This window comes from Flavobacteriales bacterium (assembly GCA_016713875.1).
Lineage (GTDB): Bacteria > Bacteroidota > Bacteroidia > Flavobacteriales_F > PHOS-HE28 > PHOS-HE28.
This window is the reverse complement of the sequence record JADJOI010000003.1, coordinates 1272938-1289420: the sequence shown is the minus strand read 5'-3', so window position 1 is coordinate 1289420 and position 16483 is coordinate 1272938. Positions and strand designations below refer to the sequence as shown.

Here is a 16483-nt window from a genome sequence, read left to right as displayed (position 1 = left end):
CCTTTGCGACCATGATGAAGGACCCCCTGCTGGCGCGGCTCGGACCGGCCGTGGTGCGCGCGTTCAAGCAGCTGTACGACAAAGAGGTCGCCCTCCACCAGATCGGCTTCCAGGCCACCCGGCCCGAGTTCGACGGCGATGTCACCATCAACGTCTTCCCGTTCACCAAGCTCACCGGAATGGGCCCGGAGCCCCTGGCCAACGAGCTAGGCGGTTCCCTGCTCCGCGAGGAACCCGTCGTGGTCCGCTTCAACGTCATCAAAGGCTTCCTCAACCTGGTGGTCTCCGACGGCTATTGGCAGGGTTTCGTGCGCGACGCCGGGAAGCGGGACATCCTTGCGCTCCCTGCCAACGGCAGGAAGGTGATGGTGGAGTACGCGAGCCCCAACACCAACAAGCCCCTGCACCTGGGGCACCTGCGCAACATCTTCCTGGGCTGGAGCGTGAGCCGCATCCTGGAAGCCGCCGGCAACGAGGTGGTGAAGGTGCAGGTGATCAACGACCGCGGCATCCACATCTGCAAGAGCATGCTGGCCTGGCACAAGTTCGGCCGGGGTGAGACCCCGCAGGACAGCGGCCTGAAGGGCGACAAGCTGGTGGGCAAGTACTACGTGGAGTTCGACAAGGCCTACAAGGCGGAGATCGAGGTCTTGGTGGCGAACGGAACGACGAAGGAGGAAGCGGAGAAGAGCGCACCCATCCTGCTCGAAGCGCAGGAGATGTTGCGCAAGTGGGAGGCCAACGACCCGGATGTGCGCGCGCTCTGGGAGCGGATGAACAGCTGGGTGTACGAAGGCTTCAACGCCACCTATGCCCGGGCCGGCGTCAGCTTCGACCGCAACTACTTCGAGAGCGAGACCTATGTGCTGGGCAAGGCCGATGTGCTCGAAGGGCTGAAGAAGGGCGTGTTCTACGAGAAGGACGGCGCCGTGTGGGTGGACAACACCCCCGAGGGCCTCGATGAGAAGGTGCTGCTGCGCCGCGATGGCACCAGCGTGTACATGACGCAGGACATCGGTACCGCCATCAAGCGCTTCGAGGAATACCCCGGTCTCAGCAAGCTCATTTACACCGTGGGCAATGAGCAGGACTACCACTTCAAGGTCCTGTTCATCATCCTGAAGAAGCTCGGTTTCGCGTGGGCCGATGAGCTCTTCCACCTCAGCTACGGCATGGTGGACCTGCCCAGCGGCAAGATGAAGAGCCGCGAGGGCACCGTGGTGGACGCCGATGACCTCATCGACGAAGTGGTGACCGAGGCGCGCCGCATGGGCGAGGAGCTCAGCAAGCTGGACGACTTCACCGAAGCGGACAAGGCGGCCCTGTACGAGATGATCGGCCTGGCCGCGCTCAAGTACTTCCTGCTGAAGGTGGACCCGAGGAAGCGCATGCTCTTCGATCCCGCGGCCAGCATCGACCTGCAGGGCCACACCGGACCCTTCATCCAGTACACCTACGCGCGGATCAAGAGCCTGCTGCGGAAGGCGGAAGGCATGGGCTCATGGGCACATGAGCACGACCTTTCCGCCACAGCGGGATGACCACATCGGCACTCCTCCCCGAGGAACGCACCGTCATCAAGCTGCTGCACCACCTGCCTGCCGTGCTGGAGGAGGCGGCCACCAAGCTGGACCCCTCCGCCCTGGCCAACCACACCTACGAACTGGTGAAGGCCTACAATGCCTTCTACCAGAGCGTGCCGGTGATGAAGGAGGAGGAGGCGACCAAGCGCGCGTTCCGCCTGGCCCTGAGCGCCGCCGTGGCCACCGCCACCAGGAAAGCGATGTGGTGCCTGGGCATCGAGGTGCCGGAACGGATGTAGTGATGCATGGTCCGCCGAAGCGCGGCGTAGTGCGTGCCAGGCGAAGGCGGATGCAGCCTGGGCATCGAAGTGCCGGAGCGGAAGTGGTCCGGAGCGCGGACCTGTCGGCCCGTGCACGGTCGCGACCACCGTCTACCTCGATCGTGGTATTGTGACGTGCCACGGGGAGGGGCTGCTTTGCGGCCATGTTCGAAGAAGTCCTGTCATACGCCCGGTGCGGGTCGTTGGTCGCGGTCCTGGTCTCTCTTGGTGTGCATGCCCAGCGGCCTGACACCGTGCGCACCCTGACGCTCCGCCCGCTCGATGTGCTGAGCCTGCACCGCACGGGGATCCGACCGTCCGCCGATACCATGGGCACGCTCATCCTCGCCGGCAAACGCACCGAGGTGATCACACCGGGAGCGCTCGATGCCGACCTGGCGTTGAACCATGGCCGGCAGGTCTTTGCCAAAGTGCCGGGCATCACGGTGTGGGAGAACGACGGCAGCGGCGTTCAGCTCGGCATCGCAGCGCGCGGCCTCAGCCCCAACCGCAGCTGGGAGTTCAACATGCGGCAGGACGGGCATGACATCAGCGCGGACGCCTTCGGGTATCCCGAGGCCTACTACACGCCCCCGATGGAGGCGGTGGAGCGGATCGAGGTGGTGCGCGGCGCAGCCTCGCTCGCGTTCGGCCCTCAGTTCGGCGGTCTGGTCAACTTCGTCCTCAAGCATGGTGCGCCGGACCGTCCCCTTGCTGGAGAGCTGCGCCAGACCCTGGGCTCCTATGGGCTCACGGACACCTATGCCGCCCTCGGTGGCACGCAGGGCCGCTGGCAGCACTACACCTTTCTGCACCATCGCCAAGCCGAAGGCTGGCGTGCCCACAGCCGTTACCGCACCACCACGGCCCACACCTCGGTGCGCTTCGCGGTTTCGCCACGCCTGCGGATCGGGCTCGCGTACACCCGCGCCGATGTGGCGCAACAGCAACCCGGCGGCATCACCGATGCACAGCTGCGCACCGATCCACGGTGGTCCGACCGTGCGCGCAACTGGCTGCTGTTGCCGTGGAACGTGGCGGCGCTCACCGCGGAATGGAGGCCGGATGCGCGCACGGTGATGGAGGTGAAGCTCTTCGGGATCCTGGCCGAGCGCAACAGCGTGGGCTTCACGCGCGGCATCAATAGCCCCGACACCGTGGACCGTGCGACCGGGACCTACGCCTCCAGACAGGTGGACCGCGACCGGTACGCCAACGCCGGCCTCGAGGTCCGGTTGCGACGGGGATTCACGTTCCTGCGGCACCAAGCCCAGTTGTCAGCCGGGCTGCGCCTCCACAGCGCGGAGAACCAGCGGCGCCAGGTGGGAACAGGCACGACCGGAACGGATGCCGACCTCACCGTGTCCGGCGATTTCGGCCGCGCGCTCACCCTCGCCACCGGCAATGCGGCCGCCCACGCCGAAGCGCTGCTGCCCTTGTCCGAACGCGTGGCCGTTGTGCCGGGTGTGCGGGTGGAGCACATCACATCCCGCGTCGACGGGCGCATCAGCGCCACGGGCGCGGTGGACAGCGGCGAACGGTCGCGGCAGGTGCTGCTGCTCGGTTTGGGGATGCAGGTGCGTACCTCCATTACCACTCAGGCCTACGCCAACTTCAGCCAGGGCTATCGTCCGGTGCTCTACGGCGACCTGACGCCTGCGGCCACCACGGACGTCATCGATCCCGACCTGAAGGACACGCGCGGGATCAACGCGGACCTGGGCTTCCGGGGCACCATCCGTGAAGTGGTCAGCTTCGACGTCGGCGCGTTCCTATTGCACATCAACGACCGGGTGGGCACGGTGGTGCGCGATGGCGTGAACGTGCGCACCAACCTGGGCGCATCGCGCAGCCAGGGCGTGGAGGCCTATGCCGAGGTGGATCTGGTGGGCCTGTTCAACGGTGGCGACCATCCGGCCCGCACGAGCCTCGCATTGGCGCTGGCCTACGGCTATGTGGACGCGCGCTACGTGCGCTGGGATGACCCGGCCATGGATACGGATGCGGCGCTCGATGTGCGCGGCAACCAGGTCGAATACGCACCTCGCCACATCCTGAGGCCGGGGCTCACCTTCCGCCACCGCGCGTTCTCCCTCGCGACCAAGGCCAGTGTGGTGGATGCCGTGTACACCAACGCCACCAATACCGACGCGCCCAATGCGGCGGCCACGGCCGGTCGGATCCCCGGGTACATGGTGATGGACGCGAGCGCCTCCTGGACGACCACGGCGCAGATCACCCTATCAGCAGGGGTCAACAACCTCATGGATGTCGACTACGCCACCCGGCGCGCAGGCGGGTATCCCGGCCCAGGGCTGCTGCCGGGCATGGGCCGGGCCTTCTATGTGACCCTGGCCGCACGGCTGTAGTGATGCTCAGAACTTCGGGCAGGGCACGATCTTGTGCTTGCGGGCCTTGGCCTTGCGCGGCCACTCGTACGTGAGGCTCACCTCGTGGGCGCCGCCGCTGGACAGATCGAGCCAGCTGATGGTGATGTCGTAGCTGTACACGATGCGAAGTTGCAACGGGGTCTCGTAGCCGGCCATCAGCACCACGGCATCGCTGTTGGGATAGCCGGGTGCATAGGCCTGCAGTCCGGGGATGCCCCGGTACCAGAGGCCCGCCAGCAGCTTGTCGTGGTCCACGTAGAAGCCCACGTCGAACTGGTCCCACTTGCCCTGGGCCTTGTAGTGCGTGGCGAAGGTGCCCACCGTGTTGCTGTGGGCCATCCGCTGGCCGTCCAGCGGGAACCGGTAGCCCGTGTGCACGCTCGTGCGCATCGGCAGCCGTGCGTCGCCGTTGAGGAAGAGCGACTGCTGCGGACGGTTCAGGTGGTTCACGCTGAAGCCCGCCCAGAAGCGCTCGTTGTAATAGAGGCCACCGGCGCTCAGGTCCATGTAGCTCACCTGCTGCACGAAGCCGTTCTCGATGCTGGTGGCCGCGTTGTCGCGGATCACCTGGTCGGCGAAGAGGAAGCTGTTGGGGTCGTAGCTACGGTTGGTCCAGGCGGCCCGCACCCCTCCGCGGAACGCGCTCTTGCGGTCGATGCGCGCCTCATAGCTGTAGGCCGCGGCCACCTGCGTGAACGCCAGTCCGTTCGCACCGGCCACATCCCGCATGGCCATCACCCCGAAGCCGCTGTTGAGCTTCTGCGACCGGTGCTCGTAGCTGGCCGCATAGGTCTGGAAGGCGTTCACCACCGCACTGGGCCACTGGTTGCGGTAGTTCATGGCGATGCGGTCCTGGTACGTGTTGCCCGTCAACGCCGGGTTCAGGTACATGGGCGCCGCGAAGAACTGGGACAGCTGCGGGTCCTGCGCCAGCAAAGCGGTCGGTGCGAGCGCGAGAAGAAGGGGTAGGCTTCGCTTCATGCGCTTCGGTTATCGGAACAGGGTGATGTCGCCCACGAGCTGACGCTCCTTGCCGTCCACGAAGCGCAGCCATACCTGGTACACGTACACATCCTGCGGGCTTAGCTGGCCGCGGTAGTATCCGTCCCAGCCGCGCTGGATGTCGAGGCTTTCGAAGATCAGTTCACCCCAGCGGTTGTAGATCCGCATGCGGAAGTCCTCCACGAAACGGGCGAAGGGGTAGAACACGTCGTTGCTGAGGTCGTTCGGGTCGTAGCCGCCGCCACTGCCGCCACCGGGGTTCGGGGTGAAGCCCGTGGGGATCACCACGTCATGGTCCGGTGTCACCTCCACCGTCACCCAGGCCGTATCGCTGCAGCCCTGCACGTCCATCACCACCAATGCCACGGTGAACAGCCCCACGTCCAGGAATTGGTGCGACACGTCCTGCTGGTCGCTCGTGACGCCGTCGTCAAAGTCCCAGGCGTAGCTGTTGATCGCACCCGTGCTCCCGTCGGTGAAGTGGATCAGCGCGTTGTCGATGTCGGTGCTCGTGGTGCTCGCAGTGAAGGCGGCCGTGGGCGGTGCATGCGCGATCACCAGGCCTGGGGCCGGCGCCGTGCTGCTGCACCCCAGTGCCGTGGTCACGGTCAGGCTCACCGCGAAGGAGCCCGCCTGGAACGTGTGCACCGGAGCGGGAGCGGCCGACGAGGTGCCGTCCCCGAAGGTCCATAGGTAGGTGAGGTTGCCGCTCACCAGCGTGTCGGGGAACTGCACCGTGAGCGGAGCGCACCCCTCGGCGAACACCGGCGGGAGGGTGAACACCGGTGGCTCGTCCACCTGGATCGGCAGCACCGCCTGCAGCGTGTTTCCGCACTGGTCCATGGCCGTGGTCGTGAGCACCATGTCGGCGTTCACCACCACCGTGTGCGGACCGGGACCCGACACGCCCAGCTGCGGCCAGAACAGCTGCACCGAGGACGGATACCCCATCACCTGTGCCGTCACCTGCACCGTGTCGCCCGGGCACACTGTGCCGGGACCGGTGGTGACCAACTGCGCGTCGCTCAGGTCAAGCACCGTCACGGACAGCGTCACGGTCGGACCGCTGCACCCATTGGCGTCCACCACCGTCACCACCACGTTCTGAGAGTTGCTGAAGGCATGCGTGAGCTGGGTGCCCGTGCCGATGCCGCTCCAGCTGACGAGCAGATTGCCCGTTCCACCGAGGGTCTGAGCGGTGAGCGGCACTGGAACGTTGACGCACACCGTGTCCGGCGCTTGGGCGCTCAATTGGATCGGTGGCGGTGCGCTCAACTGTGCGCTCAACTGCACGGTGCAGCCGTTGGCATCGGTGGCGGTGACCCCGAACGTGCCTGCTCCGAGACCGCTGGCCGTGGGGCCCACCTGGTTCCCGGACGCCGCGTCCCACTGGTAGGTGTAACCCGGCGTGCCGCCCGAGGCGCTCACCGTGGCCCATCCGTTCGCACCGCCCGCGCACAGCGGATCGCCGCTCTGGGTCAGGGAGGCCTGAAGCGGGGCCGGTTCAGCGATGGTGATGCTCATCGTCGTGTCGCAGCCCAGTGCATCCGTCACCACCACGACGTACGGACCGGCGGAAAGACCCGTTGCCGGGTTGGTGGCCTGCGCCGCGGGGTCGTTCCAGAGGTAATTGAAGCTCGTGTCGTTCGGCGTGAAGAGGGCGGTGCCGTTGGCGCCATCGTGGCAGCTGGTGGGCGTGCCGTTGATGCCTGCGTTGAGGAAGCTCTTGCTGATGATCACCACCGCCGTGTCCACATCGCTCGGACAACCGGGGTTACCGGTGGTGGTGAGGAAGAGCGCCGTGCCTCCCTGCTGCACCTCGGCCGCGCTGGGCATGTAGGTGGCCGTCAGGCCGTTGCCCAGCCAGGTGCCCGTGCCGCCGCTCCACGTGCCGCCCGTGGCGTTCGTCACCGTGCCGGTCAGGGTCACCGGCAGTTCGTTCAGGCAGCCCACCACATCGGGACCTGCATCGGCGAGGTTGGGTTGGGTGGTGGCGTTCACCGTGGCCGTGCCGCTCACCGGCGCGCAGCCGTTGGCATCGGTGATCATCACGGTGTAGGTGCCGGCGCCCACGTTCACCGTCGGGGTGGTGGCGCCCTGGCTCCAGGCATAGGTGTATGGCGCCGTACCTCCGTTCACGGTGGCGCTGATGCTTCCGCCACCCTGCCCGGCGCACGGTTCATCCACCACGCTCAAGGCGCCCAAGGCCAGGGCGGCCGGCTGGCCGATGGTGACGCTCAGCGTGGTGTCGCAGCCCGCTGCGTCCGTCACGGTGATGGCATAGGTGCCGGCGGGGAGGCCGCTGGCCTGCGGCGTGGTGGGTGCGCCGGGCGCGTTCCACACGAAGCTCATCCCGGGCAACACCGGCTGGAAGGATGCCGATCCCGTGGCGGTCGCGTGGCACAAGGCGTCCGTGCCCGATGCTCCGGCATTGAGCAGGTCGTCGCTCAGCACCACATGCACCGTGTCCACGTCGGCCGCGCACAATGGATTGCCCGTGGTGGTGAGCAGCAGGTCCACACCGCCCGCGCTCAGTTCCGCCGCAGTGGGCTGGTAGGTCACGTTCAGGCCCGTTCCGCCGAAAGCGCCCTGACCTCCGCTCCAGATGCCGCCGGTGGCGTTGGTCACCGTGCCGGTCAGGGTGATGGGCAGTTCGTCAAGGCAGCCCAGCAGGTCGGGCCCCGCGTTGGCCTGGTTCGGCTGCGCTTGGGCGTTCACGACGGCCGTTGACGGTTGCGAGACGCATCCGTTGGCGTCAGTGACCGTGACCGCGTAGGTACCAGCGCCCACCTGGATCGTCGGCGTGGTGTCGGGCAGGCTGGCCCAGATATATTGGAAGGGGCCTGTACCGGCCGTGATGCTCACGGCCACCTGTCCGTCCTGCGCACCCGCACAGCTCTCGTCCACAGCGTCCACCGTGATGGCCATACCAGGAAGCACCGTGATCGCATACACATAGGTCTGCACGGCCGGGATCGGACAAGCGCCATCGTTCACCTGCACGATGAAGGGGAAGAAGCCGGACGTGCCGGGCTGTCCGTTCCAGCACACCGTGCAGGTGATGGGGTTCGTGCCCGTGTAGGTGAAGGTGGCCCCCGGCAGGTTCTGCTGCAGGTTGGTGGTGGCCTCCAGCACGTTCGCGGCGTTGATGTCGGTGATGGCGAACGTCATGCAGAACGACCCGGATTCGCACACCTCCACACTGTTCGGACCCGTTTGCACGGCGGTGCCGGTGAATCCGCCGATGCTGCCAGTGGCCGGGTCCGGCGGAACGTTCATGCAGGGGTAGGCGATGAACTGCATGTCGCGCATCACCGTGCCGATGAGGTTGCCCAAGGAGTCCCATTCGCTCACCTCCACCACCACCACCCAATTGCCGGCGAGCATCGGCGTGAAGCTCAACAGGCCCGTCACCGGGTCGATCGTGAGCCCGCTGATGGGCTGGTTCCCGGTGTACGGGGCGATGTAGGCGATGGGCTGGCCGAACTCGTCCAACGCATCCACGAGCGCGTAGCTGAGCGAGTCTCCGTCCGGATCGTAACCGCCGTAGCTGTAGGTCACCGGGTAGTTGAGGCAGACATACGGGCTGGCGATGTTGGTGAGCACCGGACTGTTGTCGCAGGCGTCCACCGTGTTGTCCAAGGTGGTGGCGATGTACATCGCCTCATCGTCGGGGTCCACGAGGTTGGCCACCGCCGCATTGCGGTTGCGGCCGATCCAGCTCATCGTCCAGTGGTCGCATGGCGGCAGCGTCACCACCGTGGTGTAGGTGTACTGCTCGATGCCCGGCAGCGTGCCGCCGTTGCAGGTGCTGTTCGGCAGCTCGAGGTCGCAGAGCTGGGACAGCTCAACGGGGTTCGGGGTCTGTAACGTCAGAGTGAAGTCGCCGCAGGGGCTGTCGAATTCGAGGTCGACGTCGTTGTTGAGCTGTACCCCGAAGCAATCCCGATAGATGATCAGGGTCACCTCGTACTGGTTGTTGCCGAGGCACTCGTAGAAGATCTCGCCGCCGCTGATGTGCGTGGCGAGCGCAGGCGTGGACGCGGTCACCAGGGACGCCACCAGAGCGGCCCGTGCCTTCAGAACCCGCATGTTCCCGCGTCGATCTGCTTCCATCGTGGCCGCTCTTCTGCTCATCCGGTCCTACGGGGACCTGTGTGCATGGATACATCGATTCGACCGGTCGCGGTTTTCCATCGACGAACCACCCTGATGCCGGGCAGGGATCAGATCGGCTCCGCCATGTAGTTTTCGCTTCATGCTGCGCATCCTTCTCCTTTCGCTGCTGTGGGTCCACGGCCTCATCCACCTGCTGGGGCTCGTGAAGGCTTTTGGTTGGGCCGAGGTCCGAGCCCTTCGACAACCCATCGGGCGGCCGGCCGGGTTGCTCTGGGCGCTCGCCGCGGTGCTTTTCCTGATCGCGACATGGACCATTCTGGGGCGAAGTGATCGGTGGTGGATCCCCGCGCTGGCCGGCGTGCTGCTCTCGCAGGTGCTCATCGTGCTCCACTGGAAGGATGCGCGCTTCGGCACGGTCGCCAATGTGCTCCTGCTTGTGGTCATCGCGCTGGGCGCGGTGGTCCATCGTTTCCGGCAGGAGTATCATCAGGAGGCGCACGAGGTGCTCCAGGCGGCCATGGTGACGCCCGCTCCCATCCTGCAGGAGGAGGACCTTGCACCGCTGCCCGCGCCGGTCCAACGGTTCCTCAGGAAGGGCGGACATGTCGGCCGCCCGGTGCCGCGCAGCCTGTACATGGAGTTCACCGGCGACATCCGCAGCAAGGACGGGCCGTGGATGCCCTTCCGTTCGGATCAGTTCAATACGTTCGAACCGCCGGCCCGGCTCTTCTGGATGAACGCCACGATGAAGGCGTTGCCCACCAAAGGGTTTCACCGCCTTCGCGATGGGCACGCCATCATGCGCATCAAGGTGGTCGGCCTGCTGCCGGTGATCGAGGCCGACGGGCCGGAGATGGACACCGCCGAGCTGGTCACGTGGTTCAACGAACTGTGCCTGTTCGCCCCCGCCCGCCTGGCCGATCCCACCATTACCTGGCATCCTGTGGACGACCGAAGTGCGACCGCCACGGTCGCACACCACGGCATCCGCATCTCGGCCACCTTGCTGTTCGATGACCAGGACCGGTTGGTGGACTTCATCAGCGACGACCGCTACTACCTGGGCCCGGATGGACGCTCGGAGCGGCGGAGGTTCAGCACGCCGGTCAGCGGGCGGTTCGAGGCGGGTGGCCTTGGTTTCCCGGCCGATAGTGAAGCGTTGTTCGTGCTGGATGATGGGCCGTTCACGTACATCCGCCTGCACACCGAAACGGTGGCTTATGATGTAGTGGACTGAGCCCGTTCCGATCGCGTCTCCATGGCGAGCGGCCGGGTGTAGTACGGGCTGGGCGTGCGCGAATGGGGACGCAGAAGGTGCTGCGCGGACGGACGGCGAAGTGGGGAGCCCGGCGGTGGACGCGTGGCCAGCGGTCTAGTAGGACCGTGAACCTTCCCCTTGTGGCGCATGGCCGCCAAGGCTCCCGTGCACTTCGATCCTTCCGGAGCCGGTGATCCGCTGCTCCAAGGGGCCGGTGCGGCCCAGCATGATGTCGCCCGAACCCACGAGCGTGGCGGTGGTGCCAGAGCTCTCGAGGCCGGAGGCGTCCACGTCGCCGGAACCGGCCAGGTCGATCGAGAGCTTCGTCGTCCGACCTTCCAGCACCACATCGCCGCTGCCGCTCAGCTTCACCTCGGTGGTTCCGCCCACGTCCATCTTCCCGCACAGCACATCGCCCGAGCCGGCCAGGTCCACCGTCAGCGAAGCGACCGCCAGGGCCGAGCCCATCACCAGGCTGCCGGAACCCAGAAGCAGCAAGCGCAGGGGTCCGTTGGCGGTCATCGCTTCGGCGGTGATCCCTCCCGAACCGTACACCTCCAGGGCCGACACCTCTGGCATCCGCACCCGTATATGCGCACCTGGCGAATTGCAGTTGCGGTTCTTGGTGGGTGTGTGGCTGTTGGCGATCCGCAGTACCGATCCTTCCATGGATACCTCGATGCGGTCCAGGGTGTCCTCCTCGCCATCGGCCATCACTTCGAAGGGTCCTCGCTCCACCACGACATCCATGCTGCCGCGGACCTGCACCGCGGTGAACCCGCTCAGGTCGTAGCGGCGGCCATCCCCCTCTTTGGAGGGTTCGGCCACCACGACCACCGGGTCCAGGGGAGCAGGGGCAAGGGCAGGAGCCATGCCTTCGCCGGAGGCTGCGGCAGGCGAGGCAGGAGCCATGCCTTCGCCGGAGGCTGCGGCAGGCGAGGCAGGGGCAGGGGCCGATGTGGCCGCTGCCGTAGGCGAAGCAGGCGGTGCGGCCGTGGTCGGGGCCGGGCTGGGCTGTTGCTGGGGCTTGGCCTGCGGCGGCAGTACGGTCGCGGGGGCCTCGAACACCGTGGCCGGTGCCGCGAGCTCCGCGGAAGCCGATGGCGTAATGGAGGCCGTGCTGCCGCTGGTGAACAGGTGGATGCTCAGTCCGATGAGGAGGAGGCCAGCAGTGCTCATGAGGATGGAGTTGAGGTTGAAGAATGAACCACCGGACCAGGAGCCGGGCGGTGGGATGGGGGGCAGGGCGATGATGAAGCGCTCCACCTGGTCGAGGCTCATCTCCTCGGGCAGCTCGCGCAGCGGGCGCAGGTCGATGCCGTCGTCGGTGTGGGCGTTCATGGCAGCAGAAGGATGAACAGGTGAAGGGTGGCGGCCACGGGCAGTTTCGAACGTCCTTCCAACCGACCGCGCAGCGCGGCCCGGGCCCGGCTCACCCGCGTCTTCACTGCGCCCTCGGCGCAGTTCTGGATCACCGCGATCTCCGCCATGCTCAGGCCGGAGACCTCGAACAGGACCAAGGCCTCGCGCTGTTGCTCGGGCAGGCGGTCCAGGGCCTTGTACAGCAGTTGCACGTCGAGCAGCTGCTCGGGCGTGGCGCCCCGTTCCTGCAAGCGTGCGGTCTGCCGTTCGCACAGGTCCGCGGAACGTCGCCCGAGCCGCCAGGCGCTTGCCGCCCGGTTACGCGCCGCACGCACCAGGTAGTGCAGCAGCTGGTCCTTCCGTTCGATCCGGTCGAACTGCTGATAGGCGGACAGCAACACGTCCTGCACCAGGTCCTGCACATCCATCCGGCCATAGGCGATGGCCGAGCAGTAGCGCAGGAAGGGACCGTGGCAGTCCTTGTAGGCCTGCATGAAGGCGGTCTGCTTCGTGTCGCTCATGGCACCGGGGTGTTCCGAACAGATAGTCGTCGCATCGGCCGAAAGGTTACACCGGCCTGCCGAACCGGCCTGTTGACGGTGCCGAAGGCCTCGCCGACCACCGCTGTGGGCCTTACTTTGGTCGGCATGCTCGTGCTGCTTTCGCCCGCCAAGGACCTCGCCAAGGAGACACCTGTCGCCAAAGGTGCCAGCCAACCCGCCCTGCTGGAGCACGCCGTGCCCCTGGTGAACAAGTTGCGCACGTTCAGCGCGAAGAAGCTCGCCGACCTCATGGACCTGAGCCCGGCGCTCGGTGAACTGAACCGCCAGCGGTACGAGCGATGGTCCACACCCTTCACGTCCTCGAACGCGCGGCCGGCCGTGTTCACCTTCAACGGCGAGGTGTATCGCGGCCTTGATGCACGTACGCTCGCTTCCGCGGACCTCGACTTCGCCCAGCATCACCTGCGCATCCTCAGCGGCCTCTATGGGGTGCTGCGGCCGTTGGACCTCATGCAGGACTACCGCCTGATGATGGGCACGCCGTTCGGCATGGGCAAGGCCAAGGACCTGTATGCCTACTGGGGCGACCGCATCGCGGATACGCTCAAGGCCGACCTGAAGCGGTCCGGGTCGACCACGATGGTGAACCTGGCCTCCGCTGAATACAGCAGGGCCGCCCGGCTCCGCACGCTCGGGGCGCGGGTGATCACCCCCGAGTTCAAGGACAAGGCACCGGGCGGGTACAAGTCCCTGCAGGTGTACGTGAAGTTCCAACGCGGCGCCTTGGCGCGGTATATCCTGCAGCACCGGATCCTGGACGCCGAACGGATCAAGGCCTATGACGGCGACGGGTATCGCTTCTCCGCCGCGGACAGCACGCCGACGACGTGGGTGTTCCTGCGGGACAAGCGACCGCCGTTGGTGTCGAGGAAGCTCGCGGGCGGCCGGGTGCGATAGCGGGATCGACCTCCTCGCGGTTCGTCCCAGGACCACCGTCCCGGGCACCGCTGGTCCGGTCGGCAACGTCCTTGGGACAGATCCCCTGACCATGCGGCCGCGATCCCTCTTGTTGATCACCATCGCGCTGATGTGTCCGACCGTGCGGGCCCAGGTGCCATTCTGCGGCGCCGATGTACTGCGTGAGCACGCCCTGACGCCCGAGCGCCAGGCCGCCGAGGACGCCCTCTACCGTCGCTTGATCGATCGGGCTCCCGGCAGGGACCGCAACGACCTGCTCACGCTACCGGTGGTCGTTCACGTGATCCACCGGAACGGGCCGGAGAACGTGGCGGACAGCGTGGTCCAGCTCGCACTGGAGCAGGCGAACGCCCGGCTGCAGAACGCGACGCCGTACGACGATGCCACGGGTCACGTGAGCGACATCCAGCTCTGCCTGGCGACGGTGGATCCCTTCGGCCTTCCAACGACCGGCATCACCCGCCAGGAGAGCCCACGCACCGTGCATTCCAGCTTCGATCAGCTGGATGTGAAAGCCACGGTGCGATGGGACCCCTTGCGCTACTTGAACCTGTGGCTCGTGGACAGTGTGACGGACCCCGGTATCGACGGCTATTCCAGCTTCCCCTCGGACATGGGCACCGCGGTCGATGGCATCGTGATGGAAGCGCGGCACCTGCTGAACAACGCGCTGCTGGTGCATGAGCTGGGGCACTATCTCGGGCTCTTCCATACGTTCCAAGGCCTGTGCTTGAACCTGAACTGCCAACTGAACGGTGACCGCATCTGCGACACACCGCCGGACTGGAGCAACTGGTTCAGCTGCGGGGATCCCGGATGCACCACGGAGACGCAGGACACCACCGGACTGAGCCCGTTCACCGGGGACGTGCCCGAGCTGCCCAACTATATGGACTACACCACCTGTCCGCTCTCGTTCTCCCAGGGGCAGGTGGACCGCATGCGGGATGTGCTTATCGCGGTGCGGGCGGCGCTCCTGGAGGGCTATGGGTGCGGTGCCGGTCCGTCCGGTGCCGCCCCGGTGGCGAGCTGCGCGATCGACAGCTCCGAATGCACCGGCCGGGTCACCTTCACCAGCACATCCGTCGGGGCCGATGTGCTGCAATGGGACGTGGACGGCGCGGGTTGGTACATCGTGGGCGCCGAGCTCGTCGTAGACTTCGACACGGCGGGTCTGCACGTGGTGACCCTGCTGGCCAGCGGACCCGGAGGAGCGGACACGCTGCGGATCGAACTCGGACCGCGTGTGCCACCAACGCCCTGGTACCCGGTCCTGTCGGGCTTCGAAGGGTTCTTCCCGGACATTCATACCGGGGCACCTGCGGTCTGCTACGGCGCGGTGCTCGACCTCGTCGGCGATCCGCTGCTCACGAGCCACTTGTGGTCGACCGGTGCGACCACCTCCACGTTGAGCATGGTGGCGGATTCAAGCTTCGCCATCCGGCTCACGGCCGTGGACAGCAATGGGCTGGCCTGGACCAATTGTGCGTGGATCGAGGCCGGGGTGCGGCCACCTTCAGCGCTCATCGCCAATACGAACGATACCGTGTACTGCAACCAGCTCGTTCATTTGGAGCTCGTCCCCCCTGTGAACGCCCAATGGTACATCGGTGGCGGCATGATCATGGGGCATCCCCTGACCTACTACTACGACCACCTCAGCACCAACTTCTTTCCAATGCCTTTCTGGGCGGGCTACAATGACCCGAACGGATGCCTGATGCGCACGGATACCTTCAACCTGGTCACCCTGCCCACCGTTCCGCCCGTGATCACGCAAGTCGGCAACGATCTGGTCTTGGACACGGGTTGCCTGAACCTGTCGTGGTACTCGTCCGGTGGCCCGTTGAACCAGTATTTCGGACAGACGACCCTGCCGGATGCCGCTCCGGGATGCTATTGGGTATTCTGCCATGAGTGCGGCGTTCCGGTCTACTCGGACACGCTCTGCGTGCTGCCGACGGATGCCTCGGCCCACGCGCCCGGTCCCGGGTATCAGGTGTTCCCGGTACCGGTCGGGGACCGATTGCGCATCATGCCCCGGCCGACCAGCTCCGCACCAGCGGAGGTCATGGACGCCGCCGGTCGGTGTGTGTGGCTGGACTCCACACCGATGTGGTCGGAGGGTCTCGATCTAGGTGCCCTGAGCCCAGGTCTCTATCTGCTCCGGACATGGATGGATGGAGCGGAACGGACGTGGAGGTTCGTGAAGAACTGACCGACGGTCGCACCGAACCCCATGACCGGCCTTGCGGTCATGGCTTGTTCTCGATCAGCCTCCACACGAGCTCCACGAGCTCCCTGCGTTGTTCGGGTGTCCCTTCTTCGCCCATGTTGTTGTGGGGGATGCTGGATGAGATCACGCGTATGTGGAGGTCCTCGGCTTCCTCCGGAGTGGGCAGTACACCCTCATCGGCAGATCCATCGCTGCTGCGGATGGTGCCCACCCGAAGCATGCGGGTGCGAGGCAGCGGCATGCGACGGTTGTCGAGCGAGATCACCCGTTCCATCCGATCGGGATGGAGGTGCGCGAAGAGCATGCTGATGTCGCCGCCTTGGCTGTGGCCCATCACGGTCACCCGGGTGAGGTCGAGCATGGGACGTTCCACGCGCAAACGGTCCGATACGAAGAGCAGGTTGATCACTCCGCGCTCCCAGCTCGGGCGGCGCACCACCTGGGCCGATCCTGCCAAGGGCAGCGGCTCATCGGTGGGCAGTTCGTGTTGCACGCTCACCACGGACCAACCGGCACTGGCGAGCGCTTCGGCCAGATGGCTGTAGTGCAGGTAGGCACCGGGGCGGTTCTCGTTGTAGCCGTGGCTGAAGAGGATCACCGGCGTACCCTCCGTGGGCAGGTCATTCCGGTAGATCGCCACCGGCACCTGTCGATGCCGCAGGGTGTCCGTCCAGGTCAGGGTGTCCAGCTTCACCTGGCCCGCGGACCGGACGGAGAGGCAGAACACGGAAACGCTCATCGAGCTCGCGATGAAGCGGTGGAACAGCCGGTGCTTGAGGAACGGAGCCATGG

Annotated in this window: 9 protein-coding genes and 1 pseudogene; 5 read left to right on the top strand and 5 right to left on the bottom strand. The window is 66.2% G+C overall.

All coding sequences use genetic code 11. The features are described from left to right. Positions 1 to 14 precede the first annotated feature (14 nt). Positions 15 to 1822: pseudogene (locus tag IPJ87_07020) on the top strand (arginine--tRNA ligase). A gap of 185 nt (positions 1823 to 2007) precedes the next feature. After that, the gene (locus IPJ87_07015; protein ID MBK7941611.1) at positions 2008 to 4212 is read left to right on the top strand and encodes a TonB-dependent receptor; all 2205 of its coding nucleotides are present in this window, start codon (positions 2008 to 2010) and stop codon (positions 4210 to 4212) included. A gap of 6 nt (positions 4213 to 4218) precedes the next feature. On the opposite strand, the gene IPJ87_07010 is transcribed toward IPJ87_07015, so the two are convergent. After that, positions 4219 to 5214 (bottom strand): type IX secretion system membrane protein PorP/SprF, encoded by a 996-nt coding sequence (locus IPJ87_07010; GenBank protein ID MBK7941610.1) that lies wholly within the window; start codon positions 5212 to 5214, stop codon positions 4219 to 4221. A gap of 9 nt (positions 5215 to 5223) precedes the next feature. Beyond that, positions 5224 to 9327, bottom strand: a complete 4104-nt coding sequence (locus IPJ87_07005) for a PKD domain-containing protein (GenBank protein MBK7941609.1) — start codon at positions 9325 to 9327, stop codon at positions 5224 to 5226. A gap of 166 nt (positions 9328 to 9493) precedes the next feature. Here IPJ87_07005 and IPJ87_07000 point away from each other — a divergent pair, with 166 nt between their 5' ends. Further along, entirely contained in the window at positions 9494 to 10591 is a 1098-nt protein-coding gene (locus IPJ87_07000; GenBank protein MBK7941608.1) for a hypothetical protein, read from the top strand. Between the two features lie 135 nt (positions 10592 to 10726). Here IPJ87_07000 and IPJ87_06995 read toward each other — a convergent pair whose 3' ends face one another. Together IPJ87_06995 and IPJ87_06990 are read right to left on the bottom strand one after the other, a co-directional pair. Beyond that, positions 10727 to 11953 carry a DUF2807 domain-containing protein gene (locus IPJ87_06995; protein MBK7941607.1) on the bottom strand — a complete coding sequence of 409 codons (1227 nt, stop codon included), beginning with the start codon at positions 11951 to 11953 and terminating at the stop codon, positions 10727 to 10729. Continuing rightward, positions 11950 to 12495, bottom strand: coding sequence for a sigma-70 family RNA polymerase sigma factor (locus IPJ87_06990; GenBank protein MBK7941606.1), 546 nt, complete (start codon positions 12493 to 12495; stop codon positions 11950 to 11952). Before IPJ87_06990 ends, IPJ87_06995 begins: the two co-directional genes overlap by 4 nt. Before the next feature lie 126 nt (positions 12496 to 12621). On the opposite strand from IPJ87_06990, the gene yaaA reads away from it, so the two are divergent. Then, complete coding sequence (gene yaaA / locus IPJ87_06985; protein MBK7941605.1) at positions 12622 to 13434, top strand: peroxide stress protein YaaA; 813 nt, start codon at positions 12622 to 12624, stop codon at positions 13432 to 13434. 91 nt (positions 13435 to 13525) lie between these two features. Further along, on the top strand, positions 13526 to 15673 hold the full coding sequence (locus tag IPJ87_06980; GenBank protein MBK7941604.1) for a hypothetical protein: 2148 nt from the start codon (positions 13526 to 13528) through the stop codon (positions 15671 to 15673). A gap of 37 nt (positions 15674 to 15710) precedes the next feature. Here IPJ87_06980 and IPJ87_06975 read toward each other — a convergent pair whose 3' ends face one another. Then, positions 15711 to 16481, bottom strand: coding sequence for an alpha/beta fold hydrolase (locus IPJ87_06975; GenBank protein MBK7941603.1), 771 nt, complete (start codon positions 16479 to 16481; stop codon positions 15711 to 15713). Between the last annotated feature and the right edge of the window lie 2 nt (positions 16482 to 16483).

Coding starts and splice junctions, on each gene's coding strand:
- IPJ87_07015 (MBK7941611.1), top strand. CDS start 2,008: ATGTTCGAAGAAGTCCTGTCATACGCCCGGTGCGGGTCGTTGGTCGCG.
- IPJ87_07010 (MBK7941610.1), bottom strand. CDS start 5,214: ATGAAGCGAAGCCTACCCCTTCTTCTCGCGCTCGCACCGACCGCTTTG.
- IPJ87_07005 (MBK7941609.1), bottom strand. CDS start 9,327: ATGCGGGTTCTGAAGGCACGGGCCGCTCTGGTGGCGTCCCTGGTGACC.
- IPJ87_07000 (MBK7941608.1), top strand. CDS start 9,494: ATGCTGCGCATCCTTCTCCTTTCGCTGCTGTGGGTCCACGGCCTCATC.
- IPJ87_06995 (MBK7941607.1), bottom strand. CDS start 11,953: ATGAACGCCCACACCGACGACGGCATCGACCTGCGCCCGCTGCGCGAG.
- IPJ87_06990 (MBK7941606.1), bottom strand. CDS start 12,495: ATGAGCGACACGAAGCAGACCGCCTTCATGCAGGCCTACAAGGACTGC.
- yaaA (MBK7941605.1), top strand. CDS start 12,622: ATGCTCGTGCTGCTTTCGCCCGCCAAGGACCTCGCCAAGGAGACACCT.
- IPJ87_06980 (MBK7941604.1), top strand. CDS start 13,526: ATGCGGCCGCGATCCCTCTTGTTGATCACCATCGCGCTGATGTGTCCG.
- IPJ87_06975 (MBK7941603.1), bottom strand. CDS start 16,481: ATGGCTCCGTTCCTCAAGCACCGGCTGTTCCACCGCTTCATCGCGAGC.